Origin of the sequence: Mesorhizobium sp. B2-8-5, assembly GCF_006440675.2 — a bacterium.
GTDB lineage: Bacteria > Pseudomonadota > Alphaproteobacteria > Rhizobiales > Rhizobiaceae > Mesorhizobium.
The window spans coordinates 2,216,878-2,235,836 of the sequence record NZ_CP083951.1; the positions used below are offsets into that span (position 1 = coordinate 2,216,878).

The following is an 18,959-nucleotide window of genomic DNA, read 5'->3' on the forward strand; positions in this document are numbered from 1 at the left end:
CGCATGGGCGAGTTTGTCATCCTTGGCGCCGGCATGATCGGTATGACGACCGCGCTTGCACTGCAAGAATGGGGGAACGAGGTCATTGTCAGCGACCGTCGGCAACCCGGCGGTGGGGCAAGCTACGGAAATGCCGGGATTGTTCAGGTCGAGGTGATGGAGCCCTATGCATTTCTGCGGGCCCCGCTTGATGTACTGCGTTTGGCACTAGGGTTCGGCAACGATGTCAGGTACCATCTTGCGGCTTTGCCATCCGCGGCACTGCCGCTCGCCCTGTACTATCTCAACTCTGCCCCCCGAAGGTATCGGACAATTTCCGCAATCTATCGGCAATTGATTGGCCGCTGCGGCGCGGATCACGACAAGCTGATCGCGGAAGCCGGCGCAGAACACTTTTTCAGCAGGCGCGGCTATATCCAGATGCATCGCGACGCCCGTGAGCTCGATGCGGATGCCGCGCAGGCGGAACGCTACACCAAGGACTTTGGGGTTCAGTCGCACATCTTGAACAATCAGGCGTTGAGACGCGAGGAGCCCTGCTTGAAAAAGGATCTTGCGGGCGCTGTGCATTGGCAAGAAAGCCGAAGTTGCGCTGATCCGGGCGGGCTCGTCGCGGCGTATGCAGCGCTTTTTCGCCATCGCGGTGGCAACCTGCTGGAAGAAGAAGTGCAGTCACTGACGCAGCCTGCTTCCGGCTGGCACGCTCACTTGCGGAATGGGCGTCGCCTGTCCTCCGAAAACGTCGTCATTGCGCTCGGAGCTTGGTCGCCGTCGCTACTCAAGCCGTTGGCAGTTTCCATACCCATGGTTCGCAAGCGCGGTTACCACAGTCACTACCAGGCCGATCGCCTTCCAGGCAGGCCGTTGTTCGATGTCGCGGCCTCTGCCCTCTACTTCCCGATGAGACAAGGGCGCCGGTTGACGACGGGCGCCGAGATCGCGCGCTTCCCCTCGGCAAAGACGCCCCGACAACTGGCCCATGCCGAACCCATGGCGCGCGAGGCGATCGATTTCGGTGAAGCCGTCGAGCCTGAGCCTTGGGCAGGCTGGCGACCATGCATGCCGGACATGCTTCCGGTCGCTGGCGCCGTCTCGGAAAAGCCCGGCCTATGGTGTAATTTTGGCCACGGCCATCAGGAATTTACGCTGGGACCCACAAGCGCCCGGCTGTTATCGGAACTGGTACACGGCAGAGCCCAAGATAAGGTTTCTCAAGCTTTGTCACCTGGCCGATACCTCTGAACCACGGGCATGCCTGCGACAGGCATCCCGTCACTTTTGACTGTGTGCTTATATCTCTGATATCGCAGCGTCGGCTTGCTCTGAACAAGAACTAGATTAAACCTGACAGGGTTTTGGATGGTGCGCATTCTCTAGTCGTCGTGTAAATCTCCGGTCCGTGAAATCTCCTTCGACTGCTTTGGCGCGCTTCAAGCCCCGGCGAATCGCGGGTACCGTTGCTTTGAAGCTGCCGCGCGCCGAGGTGCGAGCTGGAGAGGGGAGCTCCGACTGGGGCACGTGGCCTCATCAACGCTGTGGATGTTCTCCGATGTGTCTGCGCCAATCCTCGATGAATGTACTTCGCTGGATTTCGTCCTGTGCGGCAAGAAGCGCCGGGCCGATGCGGATGGGGCGACCGATCCCCGAGTCCATCAATGCCTCGGGTCCGTCGACGCCGACGGGCAGGGGGGCGTCCTCGGCAAAGAAGAATGAAGCGTCCATCGCGACCTGCCGGCCGCGAGCCGACAGGAGATAGTTAAGGAAACGCTTCCCGAGATCTGGGTGGGCCGCAGCAGCGGGAATCAAGGCACCCCGCGACAGGATGAGCGCGTAGTCCCGGGGCAGCACGATGCGCAGATCTGGATTGGCGAGCACCGCCGCATAGGCGTAGGAGCCGAGCACGTTGTAGGCGATGCTGATCCGCCCCGCTGCAAGCTCGCCAAGCACTTCATTGTTGCAGCAGCGCACGATGGTTTCCACGCGGCTCAGAGCTTCGAGCAGTCGCCCGTTTGCTGTAGGCGCCTGGCGGGAATCGTAGAATGCCAAAAGATAGCCGATGCCGGAAGCTTGGATATCGTAGGTTCCTATGCGTGTGCGGTAGGCTTCGGGCTTTCGGCGCAGGAGTTCCAAAAGCGCGTCGTGACTTCTCGGCACTTCCTCGGGCGGAACCCAGCGCCGGTCGTAAACGAACACGACGGGTTCGAACGTGAAACCGAAAACCTCGTCCCGCCAATTCGCCCAGTCTCGCACCCCCCGTGTTTCAGGCGAGTCGTGCCGTTGGGCGCAGCCATCGTTGGCGAGCCGAACCAACTGGTCGACCGACGAGGAGAGGAGGATGTCCGCCTCGGAGGTCCCCGCTCTGCATGCGTCCCGTGCCTCGCGGAAAAGATCGTTGGTGACGTAGTCTACGTAGTCGATCCGGATGTTAGGGTCGAGTGCCTGGAAATCGCGCAGCAGCGGTCGCATGGCCTCGAGATCCGTCGCCGCGTGGATCACCAGGTGGCCCGTCTCCTTCGCTCTCGCGGGGAAAGTCTCGCGTTCACCTTCCAGGGCGCCGGCAAGGGTGGGGACCACCAGCCAGGCGAGCCCGACGAGCGCGAGGGTGCGAATGCGCGCTGTCATGGCTGTCCTCCCACTAGCGGCAACTCCAGGTAGACACAAAACGGCTCGTTTTCAGATCGCTTACGGAAACCGAGCTGGCCACGCAGGACCGTCGCGACTTCCGACGCGATGGCGAAACCGAGCCCTGAGGACCCGCGCGCATCGGGGCTTCGCGAATAGAAGCGGCTGATGACATTCGGCCAATCGTCCTCCTTGATCCCCGGTCCATCGTCGATCACCTCGATTCGGCCGAAATTTTCTCGCTGACGCACACGCACCTCCAATTTGGCGATCGCGCCATGACGCAGCGCATTATCGATGACGTTGACGACCGCCTCCCGAAGGCTGAGGACGTCGCCCATCGCCATGAGGTCTTCATCTGCCGGCTCGAAGGAGACGATAATGTCGGGATCCACAGTGATCGGGACGGCGTTACGAAATGCCATGCGCGCGACATCGTTCAGCGAGACGGGCGCGAGCTGGACTGAGTCGAAGCGGTGGATGACCATTGCATGGTTGAGAAGCTGATTGGTGAAGCCCGCCAATTCGAGAGTGCGGCTTTGAACGCGCTTCAGATGGCGGCGATCTTCCGGCGCAAGCTTCTGTTCGTCGATCAGGCTCACCTGGGCGGAAAGCGCCGTCAGCGGCGTGCGGATCTGGTGGGCGCTGTCGGCGATGTAGCGCTGTAGCAGTTTAATGCGCTCGTCGAGGCGGATGATGAAGTAGTTGATGGACGTCACGAAGGGGGACAGTTCGTCGGGCACCGCGACCGTGAGAGGTGTAAGATCCTGCGGGTCGCGTTGCCGCAGCGCGGCGGCAAGGTCATCGACCGGTCGCAGCGAGTAACGCACCGCCAGCGCTGTCCCGGCGACGGCGAAGAGGCTCATCAGCGCGACCAGCATCGTCGCCCGCGCCGTCAGCTCCGAGGCGAGCGCATGGCGGGCCTCGACAGTCTGCGCCACGACGACATAGGCCCAGCCCGGCCCTTCGGGCATGCTCATGGCGTGCGACACGGTTACAGTGCGCACCGGGGCGCCCAGATAGGCGTCATCGCCGAAGATGGGGGCGGCACGGCTCGCGGAAAGGTCCGCCTTGGCTGCCAGATCGGCATAGCCGGTAAGGGTCGCGCCGGAAGGGTCGATGACCCGGTAGAAGATGCGGTCGTCATTGGCGAGCCCGAGAAGTTCGAACGCCGAGGGCGGAAGGATGAACCGGAGATTTCCGTCGGCGACGCTGAGGCTTTCGCTCATCTGGAAGGCGGCGCCGAGGAGCAGTCGGTCATAGGCATCGTCCGCGGCGGCGCGCGCGTAAATCCAGGCGGCGGTGATGAGTGTTCCCGCACCCAGCGCCAGAACGACGCCGACGCGCCCCATGAGGCGGGAGAACAACGAACTTCTATGCGGCATCGTCGGAGACCAGTTGATAGCCGCTGCCCCTGAGTGTGACGATCCGCGCGCGCGCGCCCTCCAGTTTCTTGCGCAGGCGCCCTATATAGAGTTCGATTGCGTTCTCGCCCGCAGCCTCCTCGAAGCCGAACAACTGGTCCAGCAGTTCATCCTTGCTGAAGACCTTGCCGGGGCGCGAAGCGAGGATCTCGAGCAAGACGATCTCGCGGCGCTTAAGCTGGATCTCGCGCTTGCCTACCATCACATTGCGGTTGGCGCGATCGAGGCTGATATCGCCGCAAACGATCACGTTGGTCGGCTCGCCGCCGCTTCGCCGTCGCAGAAGGACGCGCGCCCTCGCCTCCAACTCGCGAAAATCGAAAGGTTTGACCAGATAGTCGTCGGCGCCGAGATCGAGCGCACTGACCCGGTCGTCCACCTCGGAGCGGGCCGTCAGCACGAGGACGGGGACGCCGCTCCCGGACTGGCGCAGCTTCCTGAGGATGGAGAAGCCGTCGACGCCGGGGAGCATGACGTCGAGGATGACGAGGTCGTATTCGGTGAAGTTCAGGATTTCGGATGCGGCAACCCCATCGGTCTCCCAGTCGACGGTGTGGCCCGTCTGCTGAAAGCGCCGGCTAATGGCTTCGCCCACGTCATGAGTGTCTTCGACCAAGAGAATACGCACGCGCCATGATCGCATGCGTCCGTGCCGCCAACAAGTTGATGAAGGGACGCGCTCACAGCTGCGGCAAAGGCGTGACAGGATGGTGACAGGAACGCGGGCTAGTGTGATCGTGCCGGCCCGGTGGAGAGCGAAGGGGCCGGTCCGGGAGGAAATCAGACATGTCCACTGACATGCCAGGCCAAATGGTCTGATGCAGTCAGCGGCGTGCGGAATTCTCTCGTTACCGCTCAAGATTCCGTGGGAGGAACCCTATGAAACAAGTTTTCAGCAGTGCCCTTTTTGGCGCGGCGATGGCCGCTCTGGCATTTGCAGCATCCGCAAAGGCGGAACCGACGAAGCCGGAATGCCTTGCCGGCGCTAAGCCCGGCGGCGGCTTCGACTTGACCTGCCGACTTGCGGCTAATGCTCTGCTCGAGACGAAGCAGATTTCCAAGCCCATGGCCGTCACCTACATGGAAGGCGGAGTTGGCGCCGTCGCTTACAATCACGTCATCGGCAAGCGCGGCAAGGACGGCAACGTGATCACCGCGGCGTCTTCCGGATCAGCGCTGCTTCTCGCCCAGGGCAAGTTCGGCCAGTATGATGAGAACGCCGTGCGCTGGCTCGGTGCGCTCGGCGCCGACTATGGCGTGCTCGTCGTCGCGGCGGATTCGCCCTACAAGTCACTCGGCGAACTGGTCGAGGCCTACAAGGCCGATCCGGCTAGCTTTGCAATTGCCGGTGGCGGCGCCGTGGGCTCGCAGGACTGGATGAAGGGTTCGCTGCTCGCCAAGGCGGCCGGCCAAGAGCCCAAATCCATGCGCTATGTCGCGCTTGAAGGCGGTGGCGCGGTTCTGACCGCCCTCGAAGGCGGCCATGTGAAAGTCGGTTCGGGCGATGCGGCTGAGATGGTCAAGCACCATGTTGCCGGCAAGATCCGCATCCTTGCGGTCATGTCGCCGGAACGTCTGCCGGGTGACCTTGCGGATGTTCCGACAGTGCATGAACAAGGCTTCGACATCGATTGGCCGGTCTGGCGCGGTTACTATGTCGGCAAGGACGTCTCGGATGCGGATTACGACTGGTGGGTGGATGCTTTCAAGAAAGCTTCCGAAACGTCGGAATTCGCCAAGGAGCGTGAAGCGCGGGGCCTGTTCGAGTTCACCCTGCTTGGCAAGGACTTCGAGGAGCGCGTGAAGACGGATGTCGCCCGCTTCAAGATCCTCGCCAAGGAAGCCGGCATGTAATGCGATGCCCTCGCATACTCCCGTCAAGACACAAGGCGGAGGACCCTCGCCATCGGCATGCCGATGGCGCGGGTCGGAAAGCGAGGAAGGCAGCGGACATCGGCCGCGGTCTCGGAAATAAAGGAATGCCCATGTCTGATGAATCGCATCCCTCTCCGCGGGCCGTGCAGGTGATCGGCCGCGGCGCAGCCACATGTCTGCTCGCGCTTGCCGTCGCCTACGGCATTGGCGGAGGCGTCATCGAATACTCCTTCTCCTCCGATCCCCTCGGCCCGCGGGTCTTTCCAATAGCGCTTGCCGTGGTGCTCGGCCTGCTTGCTGTCTGGTATTTCTTCTCGCCTGGCCCTGCGAAGGGTTTTCCGTCCGGCGCTCTGCTTGCCCGCGTGCTTGCGCTGCCGGTTCTCCTGGTCGTTTCCGTCGTCCTGTTCGAATCGGCAGGCTTTGCTGTTTCCATTTTCATCCTAACGCTCGGCTCCGCAGTTATCTTCGGTGCGCCGCCGGGTAAGGCGCTTATCGGAGCGGCCGGCCATGCCACCCTCTGGTGGGTCATCTTCTCCTACCTGCTGGAAGTCTACCTGCCGGTCGGCACGCTATTCAGAGGCTGAGACAGGTCGGAATCGGAAAGGTCAATTCCATGAACCTCGAATATCTCTGGCAGGGCTTTGGGGTCGCTCTGACCGGACAGAATCTGCTCATCGGCTTAATCGGCTGCTTCATCGGTACGCTCGTCGGCGCACTGCCAGCCATTGGCCCCATAAACGGTATAGCGCTGCTGCTTCCCATTGCCTATACGATGGGCCTGCCAGCGGAGAGCACCATGATCCTGCTCGCGGCAATCTATTGCGGCGCCGAATATGGCGGCCGCATTTCCTCGATCTTGCTGAATGTGCCAGGGGATGCCGGCGCCGTCATGACGGCAATGGACGGCTATCCCATGGCACGCCAGGGGCGTGCAGGAGAAGCACTCGCCCTCTCCGGCCTCGCCTCCTTTGTGGGCGGCATACTCGGTTCCATTGGCCTCGCGCTGTTCGCGCCCCTGCTGGCGGGTCTGGCGATCGGTTTTGGCCCCGCCGAATACTTTGTGCTGATGATGTTTGCCTTTGCGACACTGGGTTCGATGGTCGGCAGCTATCCTGCGAAGACGCTCATCGGCTGCACGCTCGGCCTGATGCTGGCAACGGTCGGTCTTGACGCAACGTCTGGCGCCTACCGCTTCACCTTCAGTGAGCCGGAGCTTGGCGATGGCATCGAGTTCGTCGTGCTCGTCATCGGCTTGTTCTCGATCTCCGAAGCGCTGATCATCCTGGAAAACCAGGGCCGCGGCATGACTGTAATCCGTGAACTGGGTCGGATGACCGCACGCATGAGCGACATCGTGAAATGCACCGGCACGACCCTGCGCAGCTCACTCATCGGCTTCGTCATCGGTGTTCTGCCGGGTACGGGCGCCTCGGTCTCCAGCGCCATCTCCTACACGACAGCCAAGCGCTTATCCGATACTGAAGGAACCTTCGGCAAGGGCGACGTGCGTGGCCTCGCCGCGCCCGAAGCCGCCAACAACGCGACGGCCTGCGGCGCCTTCGTGCCCATGTTGACGCTCGGTGTTCCCGGTTCGGGCACCACCGCCGTCATGCTTGGCGCGCTGATGCTCTACAACATCCAGCCGGGCCCGATGCTACTCACCGAACGGCCCGAGATCGTGGGCGGTCTCGTCGCCTCGCTATTTGTAGGCAACCTGATCCTGCTGGCGCTCAACCTCCCGCTCGTCCAGATATTCGCTCGCGTCCTGACCGTGCCGAACTGGCTGCTCGTACCGGGCATCCTGGTCCTGTCGGTGGTCGGCGTCTATTCCACTCACTCGTCGGTCTTCTCTATCTTCCTGATGATGAGCATCGGCATGGTGGGGTGGCTGCTGCGTAAGGCGGGCTTCGAGATGGCGCCGATCATCCTCGGCTTCGTACTGGGCCGGCTGATGGAGGTGAACCTGCGCAATGCTTTGGCGATCAGCGGCGGTGATCCGTCTATCCTCTTCAGCAGTACCATCTGCAACCTGCTCTGGGTTCTGGCCGCGGCCGTCGCCATCTTGCCTTTCTACCTGTCGCGGCGCTCCCGCCGGCGCAAGATGCTGATGGCCACCGAATGATGGGGCCGCCAGGCGAGCAGCGCCTTCCGTCAGCTCAAGTGGTCGATGCGCTGCGGTCGATCTGTCCAAGTTCGGGTTGGGTGCCGATTGGGCGGATCGGGATCGAGCAACTGCTTGCTCTCGTCAACGACGACAATGACAAGCATACCGGCTAGCGCGCGGGTGGGAATCTGTCATGTGTCAACCTTTGGTCTCCAGATATTCCAGAGATACCCCGTTGCCAATCAGCGGTTTCATCATTCATCAAGTCCAACCAGCGAGCGCATCAGCGTTGCTCTTGCCGAAGCCAGATGCGCTTCGCAGGCTCGCTCAATCCGCTCGCAGTCGCGGCTTTCAAGGGCGTCGATATAGGAGAGATGCTCAAGGATCGCCGCTTGGTTGCGCTGCTTCTCGTCCCGCTTGTTCCACTGATAGTGATAGTGAAAAATGAAGGTAATGATGTCATAGAAATCGTCGATAAAGCGGTTCGGCGAAGCTTCGTTTATGAGGCGATGAAACCGGTTGTCGAGACCCGAGAAGTCCTGAAAGCGGCTTTCAATCCGCTTTAGTAGTTCGGTATGGGCGCTCTTGAGCGCTGCGAGTTTTCCCCAAAGTGGCGAGTTGTCAGGCTGCCTTGAGAACAAATGCGCCGACCGCAACTCGAACATCACCCGAATCTCGAACAGTTCGAGGGCGAAGTCTTCTGTGAACCCCTTGAAGAGCCAGCCGGTATTCGGCCTTTTTTCCAGCAATCCAAATCGGCTGAAGCGGATGAGGAACTCGCGAATGCCGTTGGTCGCAACGCCGAATTGCCGCGCGAGCTCGAGTTCGTTGATGCTGGTGCCGGGTCTGGTGTCACCCCGCAGCATCCATTCCATGAACTGCTCTTCGACATGCTTGGCACGTGACGTGGTTTCGGCGTCGGGATAGTAGTCGCTATCCTCCACCGCACGGCCTGCCATCCTGACGCCGCTGCGCTCGGCGATAAGTTCGCGGTGAGCAAGTTCCTGCAGGACCTTTCGGACCGTCGTGCGGCTTACTCCCACTCGCCGTCTGAGCTCATTTTCTGAGGGCAGTTCGCCAGTCAATTGTCCATCGCGCAGCATGGTGGCGGCGCGGTTGAAAGCCTTCTTGTAGACAGTGTCTGTTCGCATCGGACTTGCCTCTCACCAACCTTGTTCTTTTTGCATGAACTTTATCCATAAAAAACAACTTGACCAAGTGGGGGTTGATTGTTTTTTATCGATAAGAGGAAGCTGAAATACAGTCTTGGTTCTGACGCTCCAAGCTTAGGTAAGCCTGGGCGGGGAGGGGGTTTTGCCCAAAACGGAAAACACCGGCACCGCTGTCAGCGAAGCCTCAATGCTGAGGCCGAAGAAGGCGGGCGCCCTCCCTGGCCTGGCGCTCGGCCTAGCATTGCTGAGCGCTGGTCCGGTCGTCATCTTGGTGTTGCTGATAATCGTCCTCAGCTTCCTGTCCCCGTATTTCCTGACAGGGCGCAATCTCAGCAACATCCTCGCCCAGACCGCCGTCATCTCGGTGGTTGCGATGGGACAGCATCTGGTCATCCTGACCCGCGGCATTGATCTTTCCGTTGGCTCGAACCTGGCACTAGCCTCCGTCGTGGGCGCCCTCAGCTTTCATGCCGGCGCCCCTGCTTTCGTGGTGATCGCGGTAATGATCGCCTCGGGTGCTGCGGTCGGCGCCATCAACGGGCTCTTCTACGTCTTCGGGCGGCTGCCGCATCCTTTCATCATTACGCTGGCGACATTGAGCATCGCCAAAGGCTTGGCGCTTCAACTGGCCGATGGGCGCGCCATTCCTGGAATGCCGGATTCGATAGATGCGCTTGGGCGCGATGCGGTCTGGGGTCTGCCCGGATCGGTTTTTGTCGTTGCAGGCGTTGCCGCGGTCCTTTTCGCCGTGGCCAAGACGATGGTCTGGGGGCGGTGGATTTACGCCGTCGGCGGTCGACCCGACGCCGCCTTGCGCATGGGCATTCCTGTGTCCTGGGTCCTGGTTTCGGTCTATGTAATCTCAGGGCTGTGCGCCGGCATCGGCGCGGTCCTACTCGCCGGTCGCACCGATGCCGGTTCCCCTTTGTTCGGCAATTTGCTCGAACTGGATACGATTGCGGCGGTGATCATCGGCGGCGCCAGTTTTCTTGGCGGCCGCGGCCATCTCGGCCATGCCTTGATCGGCGCCATCATGATTGGCGTCATCCGCAACGCACTCAACCTGCTCAACGTGAACGTCTTCTTCCAGCTCATTGTCATCGGCGTGGTCATCGTCATCGCGGTCGAGTCCGACGTGCTGCGCAACTATCTCGAAGGGCGTGTGCGTGTCATGCAGGCTGGGAGGCAGCCATGACCGCCGTTGCGGCCAACGCCGATCGTGCCGCCACTGCCGACCAACCCGTGCTGGCCGTACGCAGTGCTACCAAGCGTTTCGGTTCGGTTCTGGCCCTGGACGATGTCAATATCGAAGTGCGCCAAGGCGAGATCGTCGGCCTGCTCGGCGACAATGGCGCGGGCAAGTCGACGCTGACCAAATGCATCAGTGGTGTGCACCAACTCGATGCCGGCGCGATCCTTCTGGACGGTGCGCTAACGCAGATACGCTCCCCTGCGGATGCGCGCTTCGCCGGCATCGAGACCGTCTATCAGGACCTGGCGCTGTTCGACAATCTGACGCCGGGACAAAACTTCTTTGCCGGTCGCGAGTTGGCCTGGCCGCAATGGCTTCCTCGCGGCCTGCGATTTCTGCAGCAGCGCAGGATGGATGCCGAGACCCGCGTTCTGTTGGCAAACCTCAAGGTTTCGCTACCTCGATTGGATGCCGTCGTCGCCATGATGTCGGGTGGACAAAGGCAAGCCATCGCCGTGGCCCGGTCCACCGTATTTGCCCGCAAGGTGGTCATCCTGGATGAGCCGACCGCTGCACTGGGTCTGCGTGAATCACGCCAAGTGCTCAATCTGGTTGCAGCGCTCCGCGACCAGGGCAATGCCGTGATCATGATAACTCACAATATGGAGCATGTCGTCGAACTCGCCGATCGCGCCGTGGTGCTTCGCCAGGGCCGCAAGGTCGGCGAGCTGGTGCCGACAAGGCACAACAAACAAGAGCTGGTTTCCATGATCGTTGGAGCCTGATCCGTTCGAGATTTTGGGGACCGCTGCGGCCCTCAAATGCCTGAAGCGTTTCCCGCCGGGAGGCGTCTCAATTCAAGGGAGGAATGGAATGCCAATCAACTCAAAACTGTTCGCTGGGCTGGCGATCGCCGTTGCGGTTGCGGTGCCGGCTTCGGCGGCCGACAAGATCAAGGTCGGCCTGATTACGAAATTTCCTGTGCCTTTCTACTCGACGATGGAGGATGCCGCCAAGAAATACGCGGCCGCTCATCCGGAGATCGAACTGGTCACCGGCCAGGGTCAGGCCGCGACCGACATCGAGGGCCAGATTGCGCTGATCGAGTCCATGATCACGCAAGGCGTCAAGGGCCTGGCTGTCACTCCGGTCGATCCGACGGTTGCGCCGGCGCTCGACAAGGCGGTCGCCGCCGGCATCAAGGTGGTTCTCGTCGACAACAGCATTCCCAACTGGAAAGGTCAGACGGCACTGGTCTCGACCAACAATCTCAACGGCGGCAAGATCGCCGGGGAGTACCTCAAGACCGTGCTGAAGAGTGGCGACAAGATCGGTATCCTGCAGGGCGTTCCCGGGGTGCCGGCACTGGACGACCGCGTCACCGGCATGATGCAGGGGTTGGGCGACGTCAAGGTCGACGTTGTCGGCAAGGGCGCAACCAACTGCACGCTCGAACTTGGCACGTCGGTGACCGAAGACATCCTCACCGCCAATCCCGATCTCAAGGCGATCTACTCGGCCTGTGGCCCGCCAATCCCAGGCGCCGTCAAGTCGATCAGCAATGCGGGCATGGCCAATCATAAGATCATACTGGTCGGCTTCGACGCCTGCTGCGGCGAGATCGAAGCGATCAAGTCGGGTGCGGAAGACGCCAGCGTAGCACAATTTCCGGCGAAGATGGGCGAGCTGGGCATCGACACTGTGGTCAAGGCGATCCGTGGAGAGGCCGTCGACGCCGATGTGGACACTGGCGCTGGCCTCGTAACGCCGCAGAACGTCAAGGACTTCGAATAGGCTCCCACACCTTGGCCCGGCGGTCTTCTCAACCGCCGGGTTCGTTTTGGAACACTCCAAGGAAGGTGATCCGCATGAAAGCGCTCGTTTGCCGACGACCCGGCGAACTGATCTTCGAAGATCGCTCCCCACCCGGCCCGCCGGAGGCAGGATGGGCGCTGGTCAGCATCAGCCATGTCGGAATATGTGGCACCGATTATCACATCTTCGAAGGCAAGCATCCCTATCTGGCCTATCCCCGTGTCATGGGGCATGAACTTGCAGGCACGGTGACAGCGATCGGGGAAGGCGCCCCTATCCGCATCGGCGAACGCGTCGTCGTAAATCCCTATTTTGCTTGCGGCAGATGCATAGCCTGCCGTCATGACAAGCCGAATTGCTGCACGGGGATCGAGGTGTTGGGCGTTCATCGCGACGGCGGTATGTGCGAAGAGTTGCTCGTGCCTGCCGACAATCTCTATCCGATCGGAGGATTGTCGCTCGACCATGCGGCAGCGATCGAATTCCTGGCCATCGGTGCCCACGCCGTGAGGCGCTCCAGGCTTGCTGCCGGTACACGTGCTCTGGTCATCGGTGCCGGTCCTATCGGACTCGGCACGGCTTTGTTTGCACGTATTGCCGGCCAGATAGTGACGATCATGGACGTCCGCCGGGAAAGGCTCGATTTCGCCGAAGGTCAACTCGGTTTTCCCGTTATCGATGGACTTTCGTTGTCACCCATCGACCTGGTGCGAGAGCGAACCGATGGCGAGTGTTTTGACCTCGTTTTCGATGCGACCGGCAATAAGGCGTCGATAGAGGCTGCTTTCGCTTATGTGGCGCATGGCGGCGCCTTGGTCATGGTCAGCGTCATCAAGGACGAGATCAGCTTTTCCGACCCCGAGTTCCACAAACGCGAGATGATGTTGATCGGCAGCCGCAACGCGCTTCGTGTCGACTTTGACCACGTCATGGCGGCAATGCACAATGACACCGTTCCTGTGGCCAAGCTTATAACGGACCGCACGACCCTGCGCGATAGCGTCCGCGATATCCCGCATTGGGTCAACCAAAAGTCGGGACTTATCAAGGCCGTGATAGCCGTTTAGCTGTTCACAGACGCTGCCTCCATCACAGATCCTCAAACCATTTGGCCTCGCCTGTCGAAGAAGTCACAGCCTCAAGAAAAACCCGCGCACGCCGTTGTGCGAGGCGAGCCAAGACGGGGCGCCTCTCAAGAGGCAGCCCCTGATTTATTTTCATGGGTGATGGTCAGAGCCGGCCTTGCGCGACTAGCTCGCGGGTGCGCTTCAGCGTCGACAGAAGGGCAGCCTTGTAGCCTTGGTCGCTGTCGAACTGCGCCTGTTCGGCCTGCTCCTCCGGGCCATCAGGCTCTTTGCCGCGCAGGCCGAGATAGCAGTAGAAGCGCAGATGGAGCGTGCCGTCGGCTTCCTCGAACAGTTCGTTGATGATCGCGCCCTCGCGCGGCCCGGTGGCTTGGAAGAATGTGACTTTGCTCTCCGGTTCCAGCGTGATGATCTCGCGCAGATCCGCACCCGCGATGGTCGCCTCGCGCACGAAATGCGTCGCGCTTTCTTCCACGACGTCGCAGCGCGTGCAGAGGCCGGGCGGCAGGAATTCGCGGGCGTCGCGAGCCTTGAGTTCCAGGCCGGCCCATGCTTGCGCACGGCTCAGCCTGGTCGCGCCTTCGGGATTCACCGGGACAGTGGCGGTTGAATAGATCATGGTCGTATCCTCTTTGTCGGGGTTGATGTCGGGTGGCAGGCTGCCCTTGGCGTCAGGCCGAGGCAGCGATTTCCGCAGCGAAGTCGCGATAGGTGCGCAGCGGACGGCCGAGCAACTTGGTCAGGCGGTCGACATCGCCGGCATCCGGCACCATGCCCTCGCTGATGAAGCGCTCGCCCATCAGGCGCATGTCGAGCGCCAGCCAGCCCGGCATGGACTGCCGCAGGTTCTGTTCGAAGCCTGCAAGGTCTTCGCCGGGGTAGGCGATCGGGCGACCCAGCACATCCGACCAGATCGCCGCGACGTCCGGGCCGGTCAGCGTTTCGGGACCGACGACGTTGATCCGTGTGAGCGGGAGGGCAATTTCGGCCTGCTCGCGGCGAAGCAGCTCGATCGCCGCGACCCCGGCTATGTCGCGCGCGTCGACCATTGCCAAGCCTTTGCTGCCGATCGGCATCGGATAGACGCCGTGGCCGAGGATCACGTCCTTGATCATGAACTCGTTGTTCATGAAGTAGGCGGGGCGAAGGATGGTGGCGTTGAGGCCCATCTGCTCGATCATGCGCTCGACCGCGAGCTTGCCGGCAAAGTGCGGCACGTTCACGTAAAGCTCGCCGTGCATCACCGACAGGTAGACGATCCGTTCGATGCCTGCCTCGCGGGCCAGGTTGAGCGCAACCAGCGCCTGGGTGAATTCATCCGCCACCACGGCGTTGAGCAGGAACAGGGTGGAAACGCCCGAGAAGGCGCTGCGCAGGGAATCGACGTCGAGCAGGTCGCCCTGCACGACGGCGACGTCCGCAGGGAAGCTCGCCTTCGAGGGATCGCGGACAAGAGCACGGACGTCGGCGCCACGCTTGACGAGTTGGTCGACGACATGGCTGCCGACATTGCCGGTCGCGCCGGTAACGAGAATGGTCATGGGGTTCACTCCGGGTTGGGTCAAAAGACACCCTGTAGATGAGTGATCCACATTCGAACCGATAGACGCTATATCTGGACATGGCGTCTCAATGGTGGAACAGATGGATCTTCTCGCCCTCGCTGATTTCAACCTGGTTGCGCGGCACGGAGGGTTCGGCAAGGCGGCGCGCGCCGCGGGGCGCCCGAAAGCGACCCTGTCCCGCCGGGTCGCGGAACTGGAGGCCGCCCTCGAGTTGCGTCTGTTCGAGCGCGGGGCGCGCGCGCTGAAGCTCACCGAGGAAGGACGCGCGCTCTTCGAGCGGACGGGAGCGCTGCTGACCGAACTCGACGAAACCGCGACGGCGATAGCTTCGGGCGGACACACGCCACGCGGCAGGCTGCGGATCAGCGCGCCGCTGCTCTTCTCCCAAACCGCCATGGGGAGGCTGGCCTCCGGGTTCGCGCTGAAATATCCTGAAGTCCGGCTCGAGGTCACGACGGAAGACCGGTCCGTCGATATGATCGAGGAGGGATATGACCTGGTGATCCGGGTAAATCCCGAGCCCGATGAAAGCCTTGTCGGACGGATTTTCCTGCGCGATCGGCTGGTCGTGGTCGCGAGCCCGGGCCTCGCCAGACCGCCCGACGATCTCGCCGTTCCGGCCATCGTGCGGGGGGCCGGCGACCGTATTGCAGCCTGGGACATCGTGGCGCCAGCCGGACGGTCACGCATCGCGATCGAGCCCGTCCTTCGCCTTTCGTCGCTCCTCATGATCCGCGATGCCGTGCGGACGGGAGTCGGCGCAGGACGTCTCCCGATCTCGCTTGTAAGTCACGATCTGGCAGCCGGAACGTTGATGCATTGGGGCGATGTCGACGGCCCAGACATCGCATTATGGACGCTCTATCCGTCCCGGCGCTTGCTGAGCGCCCGCGTGTCTGCGTTCCTCGGCCATTTGAAGGAAGCCTTTCCCAGGGGGACACCTGATGAATTGGCGGCCTACATCGGCGGATGAGACAGGATGATCGAAACGCCGTCTGGCGCTTCCGCCGGCGACCCTGTGTGGTTGGGAGCGGCAGCTTGTTGGTGGCCGGCCTAAAAGCAGACTGGCCGTTCCCGTCCAAAGGCGACATTAGAACATCTGCTCAGCAAAGACCGCTTCCGGCGCATTTGCGACGTACGTTGGACCACAAGGTAGCAGGCTCGGCCCTGAAATCATTGAAGATTTTTCGGACAGGGCGCTACCAAAGGCTAATGTTTTTACTGTGATTTCAATAGCTTATAAGTAGGTTGGTAGCGGGAGAGCGTTACCGCCTTCCCCCCACTCATCCAGCTGCCAGTTCCGGCTTCGCTGCAACGGGTGAGTGGTTGAGGCTAGCGTATTTGGCTTTTAGATGCCATCAGCATCCAGAAATTGGCTTTGCGACGCACGACTCCGCGGCATTTCTCACCCGGTTTCATTTGGTATCGATCACATCGAAACCAGTATTGCTGGAACCGGACTGGTCGTCATCATATGGCGCCCTTCGCCGGGGGCTGTCGGTCCCGCATCCGCCTTACGGCGGCGCTATGCTGATGCTCCTTCGGCCGCCCCTGTTGAACCGGTCTCAGGGCCACGAACCTGCTCCAGCACCGAACTGACTTGTTTGCGCTTACGGACATTTCGGTGCCTCCACTCTGTACGCCCTTTTCACATTGGTCAGGAGAGCAGTGGGCTCTCCCGACGGAGAGTCCGAGAAGGGCCGGATTTTCAGCGACCGGTTGATAACGGAAAGAGAGGAGCAAAGCCTTTGCTCTCCTGCCGAAGAATTCCAGTACGGATCGCAGCTACAGCGGAACCAACGTGCTTATCGTGGGGGGTGCCGTCGTCGAAAGCGGATTTCCAACTCAAAGGTGTCTAACCTATCGACAGGGTCTCGCGCTCAGGAGGCGTACGGGGTGGCGATCTCGGCGCGAAAAATCATAGCTAGAGACCTTAGGTCGCTTCGGCCCGGCGAAGCAGAAGCTGCGCCGCCAGTCTGTCGAGGAAGGAGGCGATTGATTTAGCATCGGGGCCGCAGGCGCATCTGGCCGGCGCGCTAGCTGCCGGCGTTCAGGGCCTTTTCGATCTGTCGGGCCGAGGCCAGAGCATCATCAAAGCTCGGTGCCGCGCCGAAAATCATGGCGGTCGTGTTGGCGTAGTCGCGGGCGAGCGCATCCGCCATTTTTTTCGCAGGCTCGATCGCGAAGGTTCCGGGGACGGCGGAGGCCAGGTCGAAGTCCGGGCGATCGAAGAACATGCGGGCATGCCGCACGCAATCGGCGCCGAGATCGAGGTCGGCGAGCGCAGCCTTGCCGGTGTCCGATTGCACAAGGCAGTGCAGGTCGTAATAGTGGCGCGACACCCGCTGGCCCTCCTGTCGAAGTTCCCCGCGCTGCTCAAACCAGCGGCGCAACCCATGAGCAATGACCACCTTGTCCCAGAAGGTCCGCGCCGCCTCGATCGTCGTCACTTCGTGCACGGCCAGATCTGTGCCGGCCGCTTCCTCGGCGACATAGGGTGTGATCGTCAGCGGCCCGTGGGGATCGAGCGCCGATTTTGCGCCCGACTCGAGGCGTATGGCCGGTCGAACATATGCCCTGTCACGCGGCTCCACCTCTGGGTACCACAGCAGCAAGGTCTGTCCGTCGGGATCGGCGTCATCGACCTCCACGCGTCCTGCCCCATTGGTGACGTCGGCCAATTGAGCGGCGAGGAACGCGTTGAGCGGCCCGGTGATATAGGCGCGGCATGCGTTTCGAATGGCGTCGAGTTTGGCGCGGCGCTTTTTATTGGACAGCGCTTCGAGTTCTTCGACTGAGGCTGGCTCCTCGAGGTCGCCGCGGAACACGGTAACGTCGATGTCCTCGGAAAACCGCTTGATGAGGTCATAGCCTTTCGACAGCGAGGTGCCGCCCTTGAAGAGCAGCCGCGGCTCGCTCGCGGGCCGCTCGTGATAGAGCGCATTGAGTGTCCAGCAGACCCAGAAGTCTTTTTCCACATTGCCCACCGGAGCGCCAATGCGATTGGCCGTGGCGAGGAACAGGTCGAGCCTGTCGCGTGGTGGCGCGGCAATGATTTGGCGGTAAGCGTCAGTGCTCATGGCTTGCCTCGACCGAAGCATTGGGTACGAGCAACTCGCGCAAGAACTCCTGCATCCAGATCGGCACCGCGGAAAGCCCGCCGCGCAGGTCCTCGCGGATAGCCTCACCATGCTTCGGATCGTCAAGCAGGCGGCGCAACTCCGTGCGGATGCGTTCTCGTTCGCTCTCCTGGGCGAGCATGTCCTGCATCCAATGCAATGCCTGGACGACCCGCATCCCCGGCCGCCCAGACCAATAGAGGCGACTTGGCGCCGCGTATTTGAAGTGAATTTCCTGGGTGCCCAGCTTAATCGGTTTCAATCGCGCGTCGACCAGCACCTCGATCTTTGCCGGCACGGCCGTGGTGAGGCCCAAATCGTTGGCTGCCGTCATGCCATCGATGACGGCCCGCGCATTGTCGCGCCGGGTCACAGCCCGGATCACGGCCCGATAGTCGGGCACAGTCGCTCGCCCGGTCAGGCTGTTCGTCCGGGGTCGATCGTAGAGGCCACGATCGATCCGGCGCAGCTCATGGGCCGCCGCCAGCCGCTGCAGCGTCTTGTCGATCGCCGCACGCGCGCCCAGATCGGCGAAGTCCCCCGGCGTCCACACCTCGTCGGGCTTGGACTGGATGCGTGCAAGCACGCGCCTGCGAGTGTCGGTCTCAGGTGTCACCGTGATCATGTCCGAAATATGCCACAAGTTTCGGACAGCAGCAACGTTTAAAGTCCGAAGAATGCTACAAGTTTCGGACAAGACGCTCGCGCAGCGCCACGCTGCCCTGCCCGTGCCGAGTTCTACCACTGGGCCAAGGTGGGCTGCGAGGTCGCCCGAATCGCTCCGTTTGCGGAAATGAACATCGACGCGATGCGTGCAGTGGTCGCGGAGGGGGAGCGTCACCGAAACTGACGGTGGCGCGCCGTGCCGCTTGCGTGCCGCGCCCGGCAAGGGAAGCTGCGCCGCGGCGCAACCCGTCACTATCGCCGCGTTGCATGCCGCGCCCTTGCCCGCCTTGCTCTTCGCGGCCTCTCCTGTTCCTGCCCGA

18 protein-coding genes are annotated in these 18,959 nt (G+C 61.8%); 10 read left to right on the forward strand and 8 right to left on the reverse strand.

Annotated elements, in window-relative coordinates; genetic code table 11:
• The first annotated feature begins 3 nt into the window (after positions 1-3).
• Positions 4-1,242, forward strand: coding sequence for an NAD(P)/FAD-dependent oxidoreductase (locus FJ430_RS10675; RefSeq protein WP_140708284.1), 1,239 nt, complete (start codon positions 4-6; stop codon positions 1,240-1,242).
• Positions 1,243-1,527: 285 nt separating this feature from the next.
• On the opposite strand, the gene FJ430_RS10680 is transcribed toward FJ430_RS10675, so the two are convergent.
• From FJ430_RS10680 to FJ430_RS10690, 3 genes are read right to left on the reverse strand one after another with little or no spacing between them, the layout of a single operon-like run.
• Positions 1,528-2,622, reverse strand: coding sequence for an ABC transporter substrate-binding protein (locus FJ430_RS10680; RefSeq protein WP_140708282.1), 1,095 nt, complete (start codon positions 2,620-2,622; stop codon positions 1,528-1,530).
• Positions 2,619-3,989: a sensor histidine kinase gene (locus tag FJ430_RS10685; protein WP_226892137.1), complete on the reverse strand. Its 1,371-nt coding sequence runs from the start codon at positions 3,987-3,989 to the stop codon at positions 2,619-2,621. Before FJ430_RS10685 ends, FJ430_RS10680 begins: the two co-directional genes overlap by 4 nt.
• A gap of 7 nt (positions 3,990-3,996) precedes the next feature.
• Positions 3,997-4,674, reverse strand: a complete 678-nt coding sequence (locus FJ430_RS10690) for a response regulator transcription factor (protein ID WP_140708278.1) — start codon at positions 4,672-4,674, stop codon at positions 3,997-3,999.
• Between the two features lie 251 nt (positions 4,675-4,925).
• Here FJ430_RS10690 and FJ430_RS10695 point away from each other — a divergent pair, with 251 nt between their 5' ends.
• The 3 genes from FJ430_RS10695 to FJ430_RS10705 all read left to right on the forward strand — a co-directional run bounded on the left by FJ430_RS10695 (position 4,926) and on the right by FJ430_RS10705 (position 8,043).
• A complete protein-coding gene (locus FJ430_RS10695) occupies positions 4,926-5,900 on the forward strand; it encodes a Bug family tripartite tricarboxylate transporter substrate binding protein (RefSeq protein ID WP_140708276.1) in 975 nt (324 codons plus the stop codon).
• A gap of 131 nt (positions 5,901-6,031) precedes the next feature.
• A complete protein-coding gene (locus FJ430_RS10700; protein ID WP_140708274.1) occupies positions 6,032-6,505 on the forward strand; it encodes a tripartite tricarboxylate transporter TctB family protein in 474 nt (157 codons plus the stop codon).
• A gap of 29 nt (positions 6,506-6,534) precedes the next feature.
• On the forward strand, positions 6,535-8,043 hold the full coding sequence (locus FJ430_RS10705; RefSeq protein ID WP_140708272.1) for a tripartite tricarboxylate transporter permease: 1,509 nt from the start codon (positions 6,535-6,537) through the stop codon (positions 8,041-8,043).
• Positions 8,044-8,279: 236 nt separating this feature from the next.
• On the opposite strand, the gene FJ430_RS10710 is transcribed toward FJ430_RS10705, so the two are convergent.
• Positions 8,280-9,176 (reverse strand): GntR family transcriptional regulator, encoded by an 897-nt coding sequence (locus FJ430_RS10710; RefSeq protein ID WP_140708270.1) that lies wholly within the window; start codon positions 9,174-9,176, stop codon positions 8,280-8,282.
• Positions 9,177-9,384: 208 nt separating this feature from the next.
• On the opposite strand from FJ430_RS10710, the gene FJ430_RS10715 reads away from it, so the two are divergent.
• The 4 genes from FJ430_RS10715 (at position 9,385) to FJ430_RS10730 (ending at position 13,271) form a co-directional block, all read left to right on the forward strand.
• Positions 9,385-10,392 carry an ABC transporter permease gene (locus FJ430_RS10715; RefSeq protein ID WP_140708403.1) on the forward strand — a complete coding sequence of 336 codons (1,008 nt, stop codon included), beginning with the start codon at positions 9,385-9,387 and terminating at the stop codon, positions 10,390-10,392.
• Positions 10,389-11,174, forward strand: coding sequence for an ATP-binding cassette domain-containing protein (locus FJ430_RS10720; protein ID WP_140708268.1), 786 nt, complete (start codon positions 10,389-10,391; stop codon positions 11,172-11,174). Before FJ430_RS10715 ends, FJ430_RS10720 begins: the two co-directional genes overlap by 4 nt.
• An 88-nt stretch (positions 11,175-11,262) precedes the next feature.
• Positions 11,263-12,183 carry a sugar ABC transporter substrate-binding protein gene (locus FJ430_RS10725; RefSeq protein WP_140645614.1) on the forward strand — a complete coding sequence of 307 codons (921 nt, stop codon included), beginning with the start codon at positions 11,263-11,265 and terminating at the stop codon, positions 12,181-12,183.
• Between the two features lie 74 nt (positions 12,184-12,257).
• On the forward strand, positions 12,258-13,271 hold the full coding sequence (locus FJ430_RS10730) for a zinc-binding alcohol dehydrogenase family protein (protein ID WP_140708266.1): 1,014 nt from the start codon (positions 12,258-12,260) through the stop codon (positions 13,269-13,271).
• Between the two features lie 163 nt (positions 13,272-13,434).
• On the opposite strand, the gene FJ430_RS10735 is transcribed toward FJ430_RS10730, so the two are convergent.
• Positions 13,435-13,908: an SRPBCC family protein gene (locus FJ430_RS10735; protein WP_140708264.1), complete on the reverse strand. Its 474-nt coding sequence runs from the start codon at positions 13,906-13,908 to the stop codon at positions 13,435-13,437.
• Positions 13,909-13,960: 52 nt separating this feature from the next.
• A complete protein-coding gene (locus FJ430_RS10740; protein ID WP_140708262.1) occupies positions 13,961-14,830 on the reverse strand; it encodes an SDR family oxidoreductase in 870 nt (289 codons plus the stop codon).
• Positions 14,831-14,933: 103 nt separating this feature from the next.
• Here FJ430_RS10740 and FJ430_RS10745 point away from each other — a divergent pair, with 103 nt between their 5' ends.
• Complete coding sequence (locus FJ430_RS10745; protein ID WP_140708260.1) at positions 14,934-15,827, forward strand: LysR family transcriptional regulator; 894 nt, start codon at positions 14,934-14,936, stop codon at positions 15,825-15,827.
• A gap of 828 nt (positions 15,828-16,655) precedes the next feature.
• The gene (locus FJ430_RS10750) at positions 16,656-16,778 is read left to right on the forward strand and encodes a hypothetical protein (RefSeq protein ID WP_413467840.1); all 123 of its coding nucleotides are present in this window, start codon (positions 16,656-16,658) and stop codon (positions 16,776-16,778) included.
• A 112-nt stretch (positions 16,779-16,890) separates the two neighbouring features.
• Here FJ430_RS10750 and FJ430_RS10755 read toward each other — a convergent pair whose 3' ends face one another.
• Both FJ430_RS10755 and FJ430_RS10760 read right to left on the reverse strand, forming a co-directional pair.
• Positions 16,891-17,934, reverse strand: a complete 1,044-nt coding sequence (locus FJ430_RS10755) for a nucleotidyl transferase AbiEii/AbiGii toxin family protein (protein WP_140708258.1) — start codon at positions 17,932-17,934, stop codon at positions 16,891-16,893.
• Positions 17,924-18,598, reverse strand: coding sequence for a DUF6088 family protein (locus tag FJ430_RS10760; protein WP_181166816.1), 675 nt, complete (start codon positions 18,596-18,598; stop codon positions 17,924-17,926). The genes FJ430_RS10755 and FJ430_RS10760 overlap by 11 nt, the downstream gene beginning before the upstream one ends.
• Positions 18,599-18,959 lie beyond the last annotated feature (361 nt).